The 17,794-nt window shown below is 37.9% G+C and carries 18 protein-coding genes and 1 riboswitch; of the genes, 13 read left to right on the top strand and 5 right to left on the bottom strand.

Annotated elements, in window-relative coordinates; all coding sequences use genetic code 11:
- Positions 1-34 precede the first annotated feature (34 nt).
- A complete protein-coding gene (locus FS608_RS16970; protein ID WP_144553131.1) occupies positions 35-1,285 on the top strand; it encodes an L-lactate MFS transporter in 1,251 nt (416 codons plus the stop codon).
- A gap of 312 nt (positions 1,286-1,597) precedes the next feature.
- Here the strand turns inward: FS608_RS16970 and FS608_RS16965 are convergent, their stop codons facing one another.
- Positions 1,598-2,293, bottom strand: a complete 696-nt coding sequence (locus FS608_RS16965) for a hypothetical protein (protein ID WP_186328778.1) — start codon at positions 2,291-2,293, stop codon at positions 1,598-1,600.
- Between the two features lie 152 nt (positions 2,294-2,445).
- Here FS608_RS16965 and FS608_RS16960 point away from each other — a divergent pair, with 152 nt between their 5' ends.
- Positions 2,446-2,664, top strand: coding sequence for a DUF1540 domain-containing protein (locus tag FS608_RS16960; protein WP_144553127.1), 219 nt, complete (start codon positions 2,446-2,448; stop codon positions 2,662-2,664).
- 142 nt (positions 2,665-2,806) lie between these two features.
- Positions 2,807-3,274, top strand: coding sequence for a Gmad2 immunoglobulin-like domain-containing protein (locus tag FS608_RS16955; protein ID WP_144553125.1), 468 nt, complete (start codon positions 2,807-2,809; stop codon positions 3,272-3,274).
- An 11-nt stretch (positions 3,275-3,285) separates the two neighbouring features.
- Here FS608_RS16955 and FS608_RS16950 read toward each other — a convergent pair whose 3' ends face one another.
- Positions 3,286-3,720, bottom strand: a complete 435-nt coding sequence (locus FS608_RS16950) for a ribosomal maturation YjgA family protein (RefSeq protein WP_222127370.1) — start codon at positions 3,718-3,720, stop codon at positions 3,286-3,288.
- A 241-nt stretch (positions 3,721-3,961) separates the two neighbouring features.
- On the opposite strand from FS608_RS16950, the gene FS608_RS16945 reads away from it, so the two are divergent.
- The 8 genes from FS608_RS16945 to FS608_RS16910 all read left to right on the top strand — a co-directional run bounded on the left by FS608_RS16945 (position 3,962) and on the right by FS608_RS16910 (position 11,739).
- The gene (locus FS608_RS16945) at positions 3,962-4,786 is read left to right on the top strand and encodes a GNAT family N-acetyltransferase (RefSeq protein ID WP_144553123.1); all 825 of its coding nucleotides are present in this window, start codon (positions 3,962-3,964) and stop codon (positions 4,784-4,786) included.
- A 164-nt stretch (positions 4,787-4,950) separates the two neighbouring features.
- Positions 4,951-5,469, top strand: a complete 519-nt coding sequence (locus FS608_RS16940) for a DinB family protein (RefSeq protein ID WP_144553121.1) — start codon at positions 4,951-4,953, stop codon at positions 5,467-5,469.
- A 176-nt stretch (positions 5,470-5,645) separates the two neighbouring features.
- Positions 5,646-5,846, top strand: coding sequence for a hypothetical protein (locus FS608_RS16935; RefSeq protein WP_144553119.1), 201 nt, complete (start codon positions 5,646-5,648; stop codon positions 5,844-5,846).
- Positions 5,847-6,331: 485 nt separating this feature from the next.
- The gene (locus FS608_RS16930) at positions 6,332-7,033 is read left to right on the top strand and encodes a CoA transferase subunit A (RefSeq protein ID WP_144553117.1); all 702 of its coding nucleotides are present in this window, start codon (positions 6,332-6,334) and stop codon (positions 7,031-7,033) included.
- Between the two features lie 16 nt (positions 7,034-7,049).
- Entirely contained in the window at positions 7,050-7,709 is a 660-nt protein-coding gene (locus FS608_RS16925; RefSeq protein WP_144553115.1) for a 3-oxoacid CoA-transferase subunit B, read from the top strand.
- A 54-nt stretch (positions 7,710-7,763) separates the two neighbouring features.
- Positions 7,764-9,290, top strand: a complete 1,527-nt coding sequence (locus tag FS608_RS16920; RefSeq protein ID WP_144553479.1) for a tannase/feruloyl esterase family alpha/beta hydrolase — start codon at positions 7,764-7,766, stop codon at positions 9,288-9,290.
- 89 nt (positions 9,291-9,379) lie between these two features.
- Entirely contained in the window at positions 9,380-10,372 is a 993-nt protein-coding gene (locus FS608_RS16915) for a peptidoglycan recognition protein family protein (protein WP_144553113.1), read from the top strand.
- Between the two features lie 200 nt (positions 10,373-10,572).
- A riboswitch (purine riboswitch) is annotated at positions 10,573-10,676 on the top strand.
- 184 nt (positions 10,677-10,860) lie between these two features.
- Positions 10,861-11,739 (top strand): 5'-methylthioadenosine/S-adenosylhomocysteine nucleosidase, encoded by an 879-nt coding sequence (locus tag FS608_RS16910; RefSeq protein ID WP_186328777.1) that lies wholly within the window; start codon positions 10,861-10,863, stop codon positions 11,737-11,739.
- A gap of 52 nt (positions 11,740-11,791) precedes the next feature.
- Here the strand turns inward: FS608_RS16910 and FS608_RS16905 are convergent, their stop codons facing one another.
- Positions 11,792-12,760, bottom strand: coding sequence for an NAD(P)-dependent alcohol dehydrogenase (locus FS608_RS16905; RefSeq protein WP_144553111.1), 969 nt, complete (start codon positions 12,758-12,760; stop codon positions 11,792-11,794).
- 174 nt (positions 12,761-12,934) lie between these two features.
- Between FS608_RS16905 and FS608_RS16900 the strand changes: the two genes are divergently transcribed.
- The gene (locus FS608_RS16900; RefSeq protein ID WP_144553109.1) at positions 12,935-14,095 is read left to right on the top strand and encodes a DUF4317 domain-containing protein; all 1,161 of its coding nucleotides are present in this window, start codon (positions 12,935-12,937) and stop codon (positions 14,093-14,095) included.
- 131 nt (positions 14,096-14,226) lie between these two features.
- On the opposite strand, the gene FS608_RS16895 is transcribed toward FS608_RS16900, so the two are convergent.
- Together FS608_RS16895 and FS608_RS16890 are read right to left on the bottom strand one after the other, a co-directional pair.
- Positions 14,227-15,213 carry an inorganic phosphate transporter gene (locus FS608_RS16895; RefSeq protein ID WP_144553107.1) on the bottom strand — a complete coding sequence of 329 codons (987 nt, stop codon included), beginning with the start codon at positions 15,211-15,213 and terminating at the stop codon, positions 14,227-14,229.
- A 55-nt stretch (positions 15,214-15,268) separates the two neighbouring features.
- Complete coding sequence (locus FS608_RS16890) at positions 15,269-15,883, bottom strand: DUF47 domain-containing protein (RefSeq protein WP_144553105.1); 615 nt, start codon at positions 15,881-15,883, stop codon at positions 15,269-15,271.
- Positions 15,884-16,083: 200 nt separating this feature from the next.
- Between FS608_RS16890 and FS608_RS16885 the strand changes: the two genes are divergently transcribed.
- Complete coding sequence (locus FS608_RS16885) at positions 16,084-17,493, top strand: GH1 family beta-glucosidase (RefSeq protein ID WP_144553103.1); 1,410 nt, start codon at positions 16,084-16,086, stop codon at positions 17,491-17,493.
- Positions 17,494-17,794 lie beyond the last annotated feature (301 nt).

Raw genomic sequence — 17,794 nt, 5'->3', positions numbered from 1 at the left:
ATCATTTTTACATGGAAGAAAAGAGGAGATCGCAATGAAATCAAGAACAGATCGTCGATGGCTGATCGTGTTAGGAACGATTATTGTACAGATGGGATTAGGTACCATTTATACGTGGAGTCTTTTTAATCAGCCGTTGGTAGAACTCTTTCATTGGAAGCTAAATTCAGTTGCAATAACGTTCTCTATTACCAGCTTCGCCTTGGCATTTTCTACATTGTTTGCTGGAAAGCTGCAGGATAAATGGGGGCTTCGCCGTTTAATTGGTGTTGCAGGTCTTGTACTCGGAGCAGGATTAATCCTTAGTTCCCAAGTATCATCTTTATGGATGCTTTATATATTAGTAGGTGTTGTTGTTGGGGCAGCAGACGGTACTGCTTATATTACGTCATTATCTAATTTAATAAAGTGGTTTCCAGAGAGAAAAGGACTTATTTCTGGAATTTCTGTTGGTGCGTACGGTACAGGAAGTTTGTTATTCAAATTCATTAACGGTTCACTGATCCAGTCAGTGGGAGTGACTCAAGCCTTTTTTTACTGGGGTTTAATTGTCCTCATTATGGTTGTGGGTGGTTCATTCCTTGTACGGGAAGCAAAAATAAGTCAAGAAACAATACAACCGCTTAGTGCCAGTGTCCAAAAAGATTTTACTGTTAAAGAAATGCTTAAAACCAAGCAAGCGTATTTATTATTTGTCATTTTCTTCACCGCGTGCATGAGTGGATTATTTTTAATTGGAATTGTGAAGGATATTGGAGTGAGAATGGCAGGACTTGATGTTGAATCAGCCAGTAATGCTGTGGCATTGGTTGCCATCTTTAATACAAGCGGCCGCATCATTCTCGGGGCCTTATCAGATAAAGTGGGCCGTTTAAAAGTAGTATCATTTGCACTTCTTGTTACTGCAGCAGCTGTGACCGTATTAAGCTTTGTCCAACTTAATTATGCGTTGTTCTTCGCCTGTGTTGCCGGGATTGCCTTCTGTTTTGGCGGTAATATTACAATATTCCCTGCCATTGTAGCTGATTTCTTTGGTTTGAAAAATCAAAGCAAAAACTACGGTATCATTTATCAAGGTTTCGGAATTGGAGCGATTTCTGGATCATTTATTGCTTCTGCCTTAGGTGGTTTCATTCCTACCTTTAAGCTTATTGCAGTACTGAGCGTTGTCTCATTACTCATCGCCATGACCATTAAAGCACCGAATGTTGGAAATCCGAAAACGAAGGAAAAAAGGAATCATGGGAAGGTTCACAACCTTTCACCGGAGACAAGAGCAAGTTAATAGTTTGATTTCTAAAAAAGGCAGCGTCCCTATATGGGGCCGCTGCCTTTCGTTATTTGGGAGAAACACGTATAACTTTCTTGGATGGTATGTATATGGGGATAAGTTCATTTACAATAAATAAACAAACAAAACTAATTAACGTTTGTAAAATTTGATTGTCAGGATGTGTTTTACCTTTGGAACTTTCAGGACATTTCAAGTTTTCACTTAGCCAGTTTTGTCCGTAAGAACCCTTATTACAGACATTTCATAATCTTACTTAGCCAGTTTTGTCCGTAAGTACATAAATTGATTCCACTTGCGGGATACTCATCTTGGTATAAATGCCTGAATTTCATCAGACAAAATGGATGTGTCTGAAGGAAACCAAAAGTAGTTGTGCCCATCGTATTGGAGGGGAAACATGTAAGCCACTGGGTCACCTGTATATAGGATAATTTGAAACATATCAGGATCACCTTTTTCCATATTCGGTTGAAAGTTTGGAGTGTCCTTACTGTTATTTAGTAATTGAAGAAAAAGGTTAACTTGCTCAGGATTGATTATTTCTGTGATTCGTTTAGTATCATCTGCTGTATACTCTTGATAAATCTCAATTCGATTGACTCTTTCGGCAGGCATTTCTTTATATTGCCAATGGTTTTTTTCCTCATCTCTTGAATAGTAAATATCGTATCCATTAATGGCCCGGGAGGATTTTACCGCAATCAGATTTGGTTCTCCCTTAATCGTAAAAATGTCTGTTCCTTTTTCATGAAAAGCAGCGTCACCATTTTTTATTTTATATTCAGGGTCGGAAACATTGTCTGCTACCTTATATTTTACCTCGCCAAGCTTTTGTCCGATGTACTTTTCATCCGCGATTACACCAGAATAGATTCCATCATACTCCTTATCGTCCCATTTAATAAAATCCACCCAATCAATGACAGCATGTTGTCCATGTGTCTGACAGCCTGATAGAACGATTATTAATAAAAATAACAAACTCATGGTTTTCCTCATTTAACCACCTCAAAAATATAGACGAAGGAACTATCTTTTGGTTTCAATCTGCTTTCGCTTTCATTTTTTGTAATACTCGTAATCCAGTGAATGAAATAATTGTTTTTACAAAAAATAAAAAAGCAGCAGGTCATTAACTAGGAGGTATTGCCATGCCTAAAGTTGAAGTAGCTTGTTCAATCGCCAACTGTTCGTTTTATGGAGAAGGAAATGTTTGTACAGCGGATAAAATTATGGTTGAAATAGATAACCATGCACGCTATGATACAGAATTTTCTTCCGAATTAGGTGAAAAGAATCATGTCGATACGGCAGGTACCTCAGCCGAAACTTGTTGTAAAACCTTCAAACCTAAAAGGAAATATAGTTAAACGGATTCTGTTGTAAAAAGGACGGACTTGAGCTTCGCAAAAGGAAGATCCAGCTCCGTCTTTTTATTATTTTCTCAGCACACCGGATAATTGAAAGTTTAATAAAATATAATAAATGAAAAGATAAATAGGCGGGGATCACATGATGAAAAAGATGTCTTTTTTGTTTTTTTTATTGTTAGTTTCAATGGGGTTAACTGCTTGTAGTCCAAAACAGGAAGTGGTAAATGAAAAACCACCAGTATCAGAACCAGACGGAGAAAATCCATCAACTCCCAATGGGCCAGTTTCAGAAGAACCAGAGGAAGAAGTATATCAGAATGAAGTCTTTAAAGATGTTGTCGTTACAAAAAAAGCAGATACAATCATTGTAACAGGGAAAGCCCAAGTCTTTGAAGGGGTCTTTCAATATGCTCTTTATGATGGAGAAAAGGTCGTTAAAGAAGGGAACTATCAAACAGACGGTGCACCAGCTTGGGGAGAATTTGAAATCACTTTTGCCAAGGAGTTAGTATCTACAAATACCAGTAAATTAGAATTATTTGTTTATTCCGCAAAAGATGGCTCAAAAATAAATACGTTAGAAATTCCAATTGCCTTAGATAACTAAGGCACTATTTTTTAAGATATACGGTTCCTTACAATAAGCGACATTTTATCCATGACTGCAGCGACCATAATCCCAATTGCATATCGAATCAAGTCTACCAAAAGAAATCCTTTACCAAGTATTAATGCTCCGAGCAATGTACCGCGCAGATGATTAATCCATTCTGCTTGATACAGTTGACTAAGTTCAATACCATAACTGAATAAAAAACTAAGGGAGATTGCTGTTAGGAGGCTCTTTCGCACTAGCAAGAAACGGAATCCAAAATAAACCATCATCGCCCAGAATATATCCCCGGCATTCTCCGCAACAAAGATCGGAAGCAGTTGAAAGAATTTTCTTGAGGCCAGGCCAAATACGATGGTGAGAATTACAGCAATCACATAACCAAACCTCATGTTACGTGGTTTTATAGATTCCTTTTTTTGATGGTGGGCAGTAGTCATTGGTATCACTCTTTTCACTTCATACCTATAAATTTGAATATACTAGTATTTTTCAAATGTAGCAATGAAAAGACGGATCGTGCACCTATCTGAAATTAAAAAGGTAACAATGGAACAGATAGCGTTCTTTAATTAAGCTGCCATTAAGGTGGCTTTTTTTATATATAAATTTTAAAAAAAGAAGGAATGGCATGACACGGTCAAGAATAGGAATAGGTGAATATGAACAGGGGTGAACTGCATGCTAACAAGAGAAAATATATTGGAAATAAAAGCACTTCAGGAAATCTGCGAAAAAGAGGGCGGATTCGACTTGAAGCTTAATTTTGATATGTTAGAAAATCGGATTGGAAAACAAAAGGAAGACTTATTTTATTATGAAGACGGTAAGCTTGTCGGCTTTCTTGGTATTTATGGTTTTGGAGATAAAGTTGAATTATGTGGAATGGTGCACCCCGACTACCGAAGAAAGGGGATCTTTTCTGAGTTAATGGAAACGGGATTAGTAGAGTCGAAAAAACGATATACAACGATTTTGTTAAATGCTCCTACAAAATCTCAATCCGCCAAGCAGTTTTTAAAAAATATTCCTTGTGCCTTTTCAGTTGCAGAGTATCAAATGCAATGGCAGGAAAAGGATATGACTGAAGATCAGTCCGTTACCCTTAGACAGTCTCAAACGGAAGAAGATTGGGAAGCAGAAATCCAACTTGAAGTTATGGGGTTCGGAATCAACGAAGAGGCAGCACGGGAGTTTAACCAAACGATCAGGGAAACCAGCAGTGATGAACGTTTCATTATTGAATCAGAAGGAAAAACAGCTGGGAAAATGCGAGTTTCCGAATCAAATGGAGAAGCATGGATTTATGGTTTTGCGGTTTTTCCTGAACTTCAGGGAAGAGGAATCGGAAGAAAAGCCTTATCAAATGTAGTTATCAGGGAGCACCAAAAAGGATTGCCTATTTTTCTCGAGGTAGAGGCCAAAAATGCCCATGCTCTAAGGTTGTACGAATCGTGTGGATTTAAAAGTTACCATTCCCAGGATTACTATCTATATGAAGAGTAATTTCAAGTAAAACCTATTGGAATTTTATGTAGTTAACTATCAAAGATTGGGGTAAATAGATTGGTGTTTTTAAAATTCGCTCATTGATGCATAAAATTCGCTCATAAGTCTCACAAATTCAAAAATGAATGAAACAACAAAAAATTAAGAGAAGGATGATCTTATTGGATAGAAGAAGTTTACTAGTATCTCCATTACCAGGATTTAATGAAGAAATTGGCCGATGGCTATGGTGTTTAGAGGATGTTCGCCGTACGCTTTTAACAGAATTATCTGGTAGTAGCCAAACGATTCTCGATACCAAACAGGATGAAAGACAAACAATTGGCTCGTTGTTGTATCACATTGCCTTAATCGAGGCAGATTGGTTATATGAAGAGGTCCTTGTTACCGAATGGGATCCCGAAATACGTTCACTGTTTCCGATAGAACATCGGTCTGAAGATGGCTCTTTAGCCCACATAGAAGGACAAAGTTTAGAAGAACATTTTCAACGCCTAAAAAGCGTTCGAGAAGTATTTCTTTCCCATTTTCGTTCAATGGACATAACAGATTGGCGTAATCCTAGAGTACTGGAACAATATGATGTCACACCTGAGTGGGTTGTGTATCATTTGATTGAACATGAATCCCATCATAGAGGTCAGATTTTTCAATTGCTCCGAAAATTGCGGAATGATTAATGATTGGTTTTACTTTCTCCGAGAATATTTAATATTTAGATATCTTCCTTGATATATATTTATTGAATGAATAGAGATTCTTTTGTTATCATAATTTTACAAAGAATTTTGATAGGGTTTCGTTCATTTTTGCCAAATTCTATACGTAGGAAATATTAAAGGAGGAAGTGAAGAGAATGAAACGACAAAGAACCTTTTTTATTTTTAAAGATTTGATATTTGAACTCAAAAAGCCCGAAATTACACTAAAACAAATCAGAGTTTCTGAGATTAAAATTGAAAATGAGGAATATAAAGAATTACGTAAAAAATTTGATGAAGATATTTTTACTTTAGAAAAAAAACCTGAGGGTTGGTTTATTACGGAGAAAGAGTAAGCCCTTCTCGTTTGAGGAGGTTTTTTTATGTATGGATACCGCAATTCCTCTAAGCACGATTAAGATTAGACAAAAACATTGGGGTCAGTCTCTCATTATTTTGAGGGACTAACCCCTTTTTTGATTTCTTCTAGGCGGATTACTAGTCAAAGTTATTTCCGAAAAACCGGAAGATTCCCGTTTTCCGGAAAAGCTGTATAGCTTTAATTCCGAAAAAACGGAAATTATTTAACTAAGAACATAGAAAAATGTTTGATACTTATGAAATTCTACCTATTTTATTAATTCTGAATAATGAAATATATTTGGCATAAAACTTGCTACTTAATGTTTATCATCCACGCTATAGAATAGGAGGTTGAAATATTGTAAACGGTTTCTGTTAGAAGGTTTTAAAGTATATTCATGTCGATCAATGAATCCGTAATCGGAATAATCATCAACATTTTACGGAGGCATGATTCTATTAAAAAGGAGATAAAAGAATGAAGAATGGAAAAATAATTGATTCGTTTGATAAAGCCATCGAGGATATCCATGACGGAGCCACGATCATTGTTGGAGGATTTGGTCTTTGCGGGATACCAGAAAAAGCTATTCTTGCTTTAAGAGATAAAGGCGTTAAAGACTTAACAATTGTCAGCAATAATTGTGGTGTCGATGATTGGGGTCTTGGACTATTACTTGCGAATAAACAAATTAAAAAAATGATTTCCTCCTATGTTGGGGAGAACAAGATTTTTGAACAACAATTTTTAAGCGGGGAATTAGAGGTAGAGCTCGTGCCACAAGGTACCTTGGCTGAACGAATCCGTGCAGGCGGCGCCGGCATTCCAGGATTCTATACTGCTACAGGAGTGGGTACGCCAATCGCTGAAGGAAAGGAACATAAAGATTTTGACGGAAAAACCTATATCCTTGAAAAAGCCATTGTTGGTGATTTTTCTTTAGTTAAGGCTTGGAGAGCAGATTCGTTAGGGAATTTAGTTTACCACAAAACTGCCAGAAATTTTAACCCGTTGGCAGCAATGGCTGGAAAAATAACAATAGCAGAAGTAGAAGAAATTGTCGGGGCTGGTGAACTAAATCCAGACCACATCCATACACCAAGCGTGTATATTCAGCGACTTTTAGCAGGGGAAAGTTATGAAAAGAGAATTGAGAGACGGACAGTTATTCAAGCATAGAGAGGAGAAATGATCCATGGATGTACGTAAAAAAATTATCAAAAGGGCAGTGCAGGAAATACAAGATGGGATGAATGTAAATTTGGGTATAGGAATACCAACGCTATTAGCAAATGAAATACCTGCTGAATACAGTGTTTTGCTTCAATCAGAAAATGGTCTGTTGGGCATCGGGCCCTATCCTGATGAGGAACATGTCGATCCTGATTTAATCAACGCAGGGAAAGAAACGGTCACAGCTGTAAATGGAGCCTCTTATTTTGATAGTGCCGAGTCCTTTGCTATGATTCGCGGCGGGCATATTGATTTAGCCATTCTTGGCGGGATGGAAGTTTCAGAAAACGGAGATCTTGCCAACTGGATGATCCCAGGGAAAATGGTTAAGGGTATGGGCGGAGCGATGGACCTTGTAAATGGTGCTAAACGCATTGTTGTGATTATGGAACATGTCAATAAATATGGCGAATCTAAAATTAAAGAAGAATGTACCCTTCCTCTCACAGGAAAAGGGGTTGTCCATCGCTTAATCACTGATTTAGCTGTATTTGATTTTACGCCTGAAGGAATGGTCTTAGTGGAAACACAAGAAGGGATTTCCATTGAAGAAGTGAAGGGAAAAACAGAAGCTTCTTTTACAATTTGTCCGGAATTGCTGGTAAATAGTTTTTCGGAGTAATGAGATGTTTTAAAAACCATTATTTCAGAATTTAGAATCGGAGGGGATTTTTTGGTGAAAGGTAAATTCTTAGCGATAGCTGCTGCTTCTGCTTTATTGTTTCCGCTTGCTCCTCAGAATTTCTTGCAAAAAAGTGTTTCCGCTTCCTATTCTCCAGAAGTACCGGGGGCAGAAGAGGTTAAGGTGAGCAAGTTTGATGGAACAAACGGAAATTGGTTAACAACAAAAAATCCGACCCAATTTGCAGCAGCCACTGTCTTTGGGAATATAGGACTGGCTCCTTTTAATTGGGGGAATCAAGAAGAAGGAACTGGTTGGTATAAGATGTACAAACCTGCGCCAGTAAGAGGCGTCCAAGTCAACGGTATCTTTGATGATGCCAAATTTGTCATTCGTGTACCAGATAACTGGAATGGAAAATTAGTCGTAGGGGGGATACCCGCGACTCGAAATGAAACAGCGACCGATTTATTGTTTAGTGATTATGTTTTAGCAAAAGGATATGCGTTTGCGGCTACGGATAAAGGGACACAAGGGGAAGTTGACACTGCCGATCCATTCGCCAAAGCAAAGAACGCCTTAGTTGAAGAGGATGACAGCATCTCTGAATGGAATCAGCGCTTTCGACAATTGACCATCGCAGCACAAAAATACTTAACTGAAAATTATCGGGATCAACTGATTAAAGAGAGTGATCAGAAAAATCCTGCCAGCAAGTTGATTACAAAAAAACACAAAGTCCCAACCTATGCGATGGGAATTTCTAATGGCGGTTATGTCGTCCGTTATGCCCTTGAACATGACGGTCCTGAAAAGACAGGGGAACCAGCACTATATGATGGCGGAGTGGATTGGGAAGGCGTTTTATGGAGAGCGAATGAACCGAATTTAATTAGTTCGTTAACTCCAGTCGTCAATAATGCTGAGAAAGCCCTTTATGGTACAGGAGAAGAAAAGAATACAGCAATGAAAAAAATGTATAAAGCTGGTTTGCCGATCGGTTCTGAAAAGCTCTGGGGTTATCATGACCAAGTCTACTGGTTCCTCACCTTAAATATTTATCGGGATGAACTGGATCCAAGCGCTCCGAACCAAATCGATTGGAGAAACTATTTGAACTTTAACGGTGGTATACGTGATCGAACATACGATTCCATCTTTAAAGATTACAATTATAAGTTACGCCCAAGCGAAGTCAAACAAAATGTAAAAGCGATTGAAAATACAGGCGATATTGATGTGCCGTTGATCAGCATAACTGGTTCCTGGGACTCGTTAATTTTTCCGTCCATCCATGCGGATGCTTATGACAAGCTTGTAAACAAAGCAGGAAAAGGCAAATTACACCGACTCTATACCATTGAAAAAGGAAACCATGTCGACAGCTTGGTCTGGAACAATCCAACAGATCCGAATAAAGAGCTGCAGCCTTTGCTTCCCTACGCACATCAAGCCTTTGACTTACTCGTCGATTGGGTTGAACATCATAAAAAAGCACCTAAGAGTAAATTCATTTCCACCCCGCAAGATTCTACAAAAGTATTAGATATTAAGACAGGAAAAGAAGTGGATCCGAAATAGAAAAGGAACAGCGTTCAAATCAGCCAAGAATAATTCCAAGGCTATTCTGCAAACTATGAATGCAGAAATAGAGTGAAGGGATTTAGTACATGAGAAAACATTTGGTGTTTATATGCAGTTTGATTTTTTGCATCCTATTTATTAATATTCCTGTCCATGCCACTGAGTATAAGCAGAGTAATATTTATGTTGTTAAGCATGGCGATTCGCTGCCGCAAATTGCAATTAAATTTGGAACTTCCGTCAATGATTTAAAACTGACCAATGGATTGCAGTCGAATACAATATTAGTTGGCCAAAAATTGTGGGTAACAATTACGTATGAAGTGGTTCCTGGGGATACTTTAAGGGGCATCGCGTCAACCTTCCATTCATCAGTCGATCAAATTAAAGCAAATAATAAACTTTCAACTGATCAACTATATATCGGGCAAGTGCTCAAGATTCCTCCCAAAAAAATGACGATGCAAGGTCAGCATATCTTGATGACACGGGAGGAATTTAGGGATTGGTTATTTAATACTCGTGTTAATAGGAAAGTAACTCTCATCCAACAGCATCACACCTGGTTACCGTCCTACAAGCAATTTAATGGATCCAATCATTTTCGGATGTTACTAGGGATGGAAAATTTCCATAAACGAAAAATGGGCTGGATAAATATTGCTCAAAATATAACCACCTTTCCGGATGGAAAAATTGCCGTATCCAGGCCCTTTAACATAGCCCCCGAAGGTACCATCGGGCCAAGAGCGAACGCAACAGGAATTGCTATCGAAAATGTAGGCAACTTCGATAAAGGTCATGATGTGATGACAGCGCAACAGAAGGAAACGATTGTGTATATTACTGCCGTCCTTTCGATTAAATTCGGGCTAACGCCTTCCATTGACACGATTACCTATCATCATTGGTGGAATCTAAGAACGAAGGAAAGGGTGCTGGATAAAGGTCCAGATTATAATGTAAAAACTTGCCCCGGTACAGCGTTTTTCGGTGGAAATTCCACCACTGATGCCATTAACAATTTTTATCCCCTCGTAACGCGGAAGATGCAAGAAATTTTAACTTCAAGGAATTAGAGAAAGTATTCACGAAGACATAATTTGAATTTAGGATTTTGTCTTCGTGAATATTATTAGTTAATTTTCGATTTTTATTAGGTATTTAGCCTCGTATTTTTGAAAAAACCCCTAAAACACGAACATTATCAATTTTTTGACAAAAAACATTCACCTTTTCTGTTGTAAATCTATCTGAAGTTTGTTATATTAAAAAAGTAATAATTATATATTTCATTACTCGTATATACTCGGTAATATGGTCTGAGTGTTTCTACCTGGTTCCCACTAAAAGAACTAGACTACGAGTTAAAGTATTCGGCTTATATTAGGCGACTTTGTGCCTTAGCCATACAATAATTTAGCAGAGACTTTGCTTTTTGCTGGATTATCAATACTTTGACTTTCGTAGGTCTAGAAGGTAGAAATTATTCTACATTTCTAGACCTTTTTCATTGGACAAGACTACCCGAGTGGATCAAACATCAAAAGAATTGGGAGAGGTTTTTATGAAAAACAAAATGTTAAAGAAATTCGCTCCATTAGCAGCTATTGTTGTTCTATTATTTTCGTTGCTTGCATTTCAACATTCTACTTTACTAGTAGAAGAAAAAGTAGAAGGGGCTGCAAGACCTATTCTCATACAAGGTCCAATGCCTATTGAAGCTGAGAAGTTTGCTCAAAGACTAGAAAAAGTGAAAGTAGAAAAGTCAGGGACCTTTGTCTTTTACAAAGGAAAGGTAAACAATTATCCTGTCATCGTTGCTAAAACAGGTAAAGGAATGGAAAATACCGCTGCAGCAACAGCATTAGCGATTGAAAAATATAACCCTATTGCGATTATCAATCAAGGGACTTCGGGCGGCCATGACCCAAGTTTAAACGTTTTTGATATTGTTTTAGGAAAGAGAACAACAAACATAGGTTCTTTAAAAACAGGAAGTATAGGAGAAGACCAAGGTATGGATCCAACTAATTGGAAACCAATGGACTTAATGGCTTCAGAAGGCAGCGGGTCAGATCCAAATGCTGAAAAAGTCCGTTACTACGAGGGTGACGAGGATCTTCTTGCTGCAGCTAATGCCGTAAAGGATACGTATACCAAAGGTAAAGTAGTTGAGGGGACCATCGGTTCAGCAGACGTTTGGAACAATGAAGTCGATCGGATTAAATGGTTCCATACAAATTACGGTACATCTGTAGAGGAAATGGAAGGTGCTGCTGCAGCACAAATTGCGGATGCGTATGATGTCGCATTCTTGGGAATTCGCGTTCTTTCTAATAATAAAACAAATGGTGGAACTTACAACCCAAATACAGCTTCAGCCAATCAAGACTATGTTTATGAAGTAGTTAAAAAATATATTGCAACAGTGCAAAGCAAATAAGTATCAAAAATAGAGCTGTTTCCGCAGCTCTATTTTTTTTAAGTAATAGTCTTCACACCGTAATCACAACTTTCCCCTGTGCGTGTCCTTCTTGAAAATACCGGAATGCCTCGGGGACTTCGCTCAATTTATAACTTCGATCAATCACCGGTTTTACTTTGCCATTCTCAATAAGTTCTTTCAGATAAATCAAATCATCCTGTTTAGGACGTTGTAAAAAGGTGCCCATTCTCTTTTTGCTGGTCATAGATACCCAAGGGCCGAAGACCATAGCTTGGAACATTTGTGCCTCGGAACCTCCGACGTGAACAAAGATACCATTAGGAGTTAAAACCCGTTTATAAGCAGAAATAGGTTTATGACCATTAACGCCAAGAATCAAGTCATAATCTTGCGGTTTTTGGGAAAAATCTTCTTGGGTATAGTCAATCGCATGATCGGCTCCAATTGATCGTAAAATATCTAAATTTCTTGTACTACATACTCCTGTTACCTCAGCCCCAAAGGATTTGGCAATCTGTACAGCAAATGTGCCGACACCGCCTGAAGCTCCATTAATTAGTATTCTTTGTCCTAGCTGGATCTTACCTTTATCCCTAAGACCCTGCAAGGCTGTGACTCCGGCCATCGGAACTGCCGCGGCTTCCTCATAAGACAGATTGACTGGTTTTAATGCAAGTGCATTTTCGGGAACCGATACATATTCAGCAAAACCACCCCAACCAGAACCTGATAAATCTCCGAACACATCATCACCAGGTTGAAACTTTGTAACATTTTTTCCAACTGCTTCCACCCGGCCAGCAATGTCACCACCAGGGATGGGGTATTTGGGTTTCCGGAGGCCGAAAGCAAATCGAGCTAGGAACGGTTCACCTTTTAAAAGGACCAGGTTGCCAAAATTCACCGAGGATGCATGTATTTTTACTAGGACTTGATCATCATTTGGTATCGGTTTTTCTACCTCCGTTAATTCAAGTACATCAGGTGGACCATATTTTTTTGTTACAATAGCTTTCATTTAGAAACCTCCTAGGATTTGGATTTTGTAAAAATCGCTAATGATCCCTAATTAAAGATATTCAAGACTCTCAACGATTTAATACATTAATTTTCCAAAATGCTAACCTAAGAAGTTGTATGTATTTCTATTTTTGTGTCTGCACAGTATAATCAGGGATGGGAGTTGAGAAAGATGAATAAAAACGATATCGCTAATATTCGGAAGCAATTTAAATTAAATAATGATCTCCTGGCCATTCGTGAAATTTACAATGTCTATGTGCAAAAAGAATCAGGTGAGATTTATCATCATGTTTGTCAACCGTTTCAAATGTTAGAACTAGAAACACAAGAATTGTTTTTAGGAAATTTTAAAAAGGTTTTGACCGGTCAACTAGATTCCAAACTGTTCGAGCTAAAATTCCAACGTGAAGCTGAAGACAGTACTCAAACCATCCTTTTTGATGGTTTACAGGCAGACACAACCGAAGATTGGTTAGAATACATGTTTGCAATCGTCGGAAAAATGTTTGCTCATACGGTGTACGAATTTGATACGGTCGTGACGTTTATCCGGGGAGAATATCGTAAACCGACTAGGAAGAGGGATTCAGAATCAGAAGAAGGCGGGGATGACGAAGTCTATTCCAACCATTTTATTCTTTGCAGTCTCAATAAAACGGATCAGCCGAAAAAGGCCTTACTGTTTGATTATGTCGAGAAGGAATTTAAATCGAATACGGTCTTTGATCCAATCATTAATTTGCAATCTCCATTGTCTGGCTTTCTTTTCCCTGCTTTTAATGACAATTCTTCAGACGTGAACCATATTCTTTATTGTGCCGGGAAAGCCAATGAACCGAGTTTTACGTTTATCGAACAGGTCCTTAATTGTGAAGAAATCATCACGGCTGACGAAGATAAAGATGGTTTTGAACTGATTTTAAAGAAAGTAATTGGGGATCAAGTGGATTCCAAAATCATTTCCAATGTCTATGAGGAAATTGATAAAGTGATCCAAGAGAATGAAGAAAACGAAGAAAGTGAAGCTCCCATGTTGGATTATAAAGACATTGGACGCATCTTAGAAGTAAGCGGGGTCGAAAACGTAGATACTGCCAAAGTGGAACACGCCTTTAAAGATGTTCTAGCTGACGAAACCCATGAGTTCAAAGCAAGCAATTTAATTCCTAAAAAGATAAAAATTGATACAAATGTAGCAAATCTATCTATCGATCCGAAAGATCTCAAAAACATAAAATATATTATGTACCAAGGAAAACGATGCCTATTATTAGAGATTGATGAAGATGTGATCGTGGAAGGATTTCGACTAGAAACGGAAACACTATAGCTATTTAGGGACAGGTTCCTTAAGTATTTACAATTTAAAAAAGAGAAGTCAAAAACAACTGATTTTCAAGTGTTTTTTACTTCTCTTTTCATGTTTACAAAATTATGCGAAGGATAATTATTATATACCTTCTACATAAAAATCTTCAAAACCATCATGATCAATCCAGCTATCAATGCTGATATAGGCAGTGTAATTACCCACGTGGTAACAATTCTAATCGCCACTCCCCAATTCACACCCTTAAACCGCTTAGATGATCCGACACCTAATATCGCAGATGACGACACATGGGTCGTTGATACGGGGAGTCCAAACATGGTTGCCCCTTGTAAAACGGCAAATGAGGTTAAATCTGCGGCAAATCCATTGATCGGTTTTACTTTGAAGATTCTTTTAGCAACGGTTTTTATAATCCGCATTCCACCAATCATGGTACCAAGCCCTATCGTTGCAGCACAAAGTACTTGTACCCAAAATGGCACATCTAATGTCGATTGAAAACCACCTGCCACCAAGGCGAAGACAATGATCCCCATCGTTTTTTGGCCATCATTTCCTCCGTGAGAAAAAGCTGCTAACCCAGAGGCAATGATTTGGAAGCTCCGAAAACCGCGCGTTGCCCGGTATGGATTTGCATTCTTAAAGACTATCGCTAATATTTTCATGATAACAAATCCGACACCAAATGCTAAAAAGGGCGAAATGATTAGGGCTTTAATAATATCGGTGAAACCTTCCCAGTTTATAGAATCAAAACCGGATCCAAAGATAACCGCACCTGCTACTGAACCGATTAAGGTATGGGAGGATGAAGAAGGAATCCCATAGTACCAGGTTAAAAGGTTCCAAAAGATTGCAGCAATCAGTGCTGCAATGACGATTAACAATCCATTATCAATTTGAAAAGGATCGGCAATCTTTCCGCCTATTGATTTCGCAACCGCTTGTGAAGTTAAAGCACCAACAAAGTTTAAGGCGCCAGCATAAAAAACAGCAAATCGCGGTGATAAGGCCTTTGTAGAAACTGACATTGCAATTGCGTTAGCGGTATCGTGGAAACCATTGATGAATTCGAAGATTAACGCAAGAATAAGGATGATAACGATAATCGTCATTTGTACCTCCAAAATGTACTGACTTGAAGTTATCTAGGTTTTATCAGGAAAGTGATTACGCATTTTTCATGATAATACTTTCCAGTGTATTTGCGACCACTTGACAGAAGTCTGCAATGTTTTCAAGTTCTTCATAGATTTCTTTATATTGAATGATACGAATAGGGTCTTTTTCGTTCGCAAACAGATGTGTAATGGATTCACGTAAGATAGCATCACATTTTGATTCTAAATCTTTTATGGTAATTGCATGCTCCCTCATATTTAGTAATTTTTTTGATGCCAGCATTTCAACTGCTGTTTCAATTTCAACTGTACAGCTTCGGATTGCTTCCACAAACCTAAGCATATAATCATCGGCATTTATAATCGAATACATTTCAAACAAGGCCGCAGTATGTTCTAACCCATCTAAAACATCATCCATGCTCATCGTCAGGGTTAAAATATCCTCACGTTCAATATAAGTGATAAAGGCATTATGTAAATCTTTGGTCACATCATGAACTAACGAATCTCCCTTGTTCTCATATTCCTTCATTTTTTCGGAAAAAATCTTCAGGTCGCTTACATTTTTTAGTTTATAATCAGCGAAATAGTTTGCACTCTCTTTTAAATTAGTTGCAATATCACCCAAATAAACGGCAAATTTGTCTTTTTTTCTTGCCATAGTATGACCTCCACTTAGTGTTAATAATTTAAACTTAATATTTCCTAATTAGACTTTGCGATACAACAGTAGAAGGAAAATTAATGTTTCACAGCAATTAATGAGGATGAAATAGCATGAAAGTACTCCATTACTGTAGATACTATCCTTATGTTTTATAAGATTTGTGTAGTCATATTTTGATGAAAGGAGGATATAAAATGAAATTTCCACATGATTTTTTATTCGGAGCCGCGTCTGCTTCGTATCAAATAGAGGGTGCATGGAATGAGGATGGGAAGGGTGTCACCAATTGGGATGTCTTTTCAAAGATTCCAGGGAAAACGTATGAGGGGACGAACGGTGATGTAGCTATTGATCATTATCATCGTTACAAAGAAGATATAAAATTAATGGCTGAAATGGGTCTGGAATCCTACCGGTTTTCGATTTCTTGGGCAAGGATATTGCCAACAGGGGACGGGGAAGTCAATAAAAATGGCTTAGAATTTTATAATAATATAATTAACGAATGTTTAAAGTTTGGGATTGTTCCATTTGTTACACTATATCATTGGGACTTGCCAATGACACTTGAAGAAGATGGAGGATGGACCAATAAGCGAACTGCTGAAGCCTTTGTTAAATATGCAGAAGTTTGTTTTCGGGCATTCGGAGACCGGGTCAAACATTGGATCACGTTCAATGAAACAGTTATGTTTACGGGATTAGGCTATTTAAAAGGAGCACATCCACCTGGTATCCAAAACGATGAAAAGAAATACTTCCAAGCGACACATTATGTGTTTTATGCCCATGCAAAAGCGGTTGAAATCTATAAAGAATTGAATCAGTACGGAGAAATTGGAATTACCCATGTGTTCTTACCTGCATACAGTGTAGATGATAAGCAAGAGAATGTAGCAGCTGCCCGTCACGCCAATGAATATGAAACCTTCTGGTACTATGACCCAATTTTAAAAGGGAAATATCCATCATATGTTGTTGAGCAGTTAGAGGAGAATGGCTGGACGCCAAATTGGACGGATGAAGAACTCGATACGTTAAAAAGAAATGCAAGTAAAAATGATTTTATTGGACTAAATTATTATCAGCCGATTAGAGTTGAAAAGAATCACGAGTCTGCATCATCATTGGAACATTCAAGAGAAACATCTACATTAGCTCCAGGAAATCCGTCTTTTGATAATTTTTATCGGACTGTGAAGATGGAGGATAAAACCTATACAAAATGGGGCTGGGAAATCTCGCCGCAAGGATTTTTAGATGGGCTCCATATGTTAAAAGAGCGTTATGGTGATATTAAAATGTATGTAACTGAAAACGGCCTGGGTGATGAAGATCCGATAATCGAAGGTGAAATTGTCGATGTGCCTCGAATTAAATATATTGAAGAACATTTAAAAGTAGTTAAGCGTGCGATAAGTGAAGGCATCCATCTAAAAGGGTATTATGCCTGGTCTGTGATAGATTTATTAAGCTGGTTAAACGGGTATAAAAAACAATACGGATTTATCTTCGTGGATCATAAGGATCACTTAAAGCGAAAGAAAAAACTTTCTTTCCATTGGTATAAGCATATTATTGAGACTCGGGGAGAAGAGCTGTAGAGAAAAGAACTTCTTGATTTTTTATCAAATGGCACCGTTTTGAGGTGCTTAACCAGCAAAAGTAAAATAAGCGGAGATTTTCCGGTTAAATGCAGAATGGAGCTCGTTTCGGGGTAAATAAGGGGAGATTTTCCGGTTATGCAAAGCAAAATCTCACATTTTCGAATTTTTCGAGTAAATAGGCGGAATCTCTCCGCCTATTTAAGCCATTTTTAATAAAAATTAGTCAAGCCCATTATTATGTGTAAATTCATTCCTGATGAAAAACAATGTTAAGCAGCTGATTTATTTTTTGTGTACT

The organism is Bacillus sp. X1(2014) (assembly GCF_007678255.1).
Note: the sequence above shows the minus strand (reverse complement) of the source record. Positions and strands in the feature narration are given on the sequence as shown.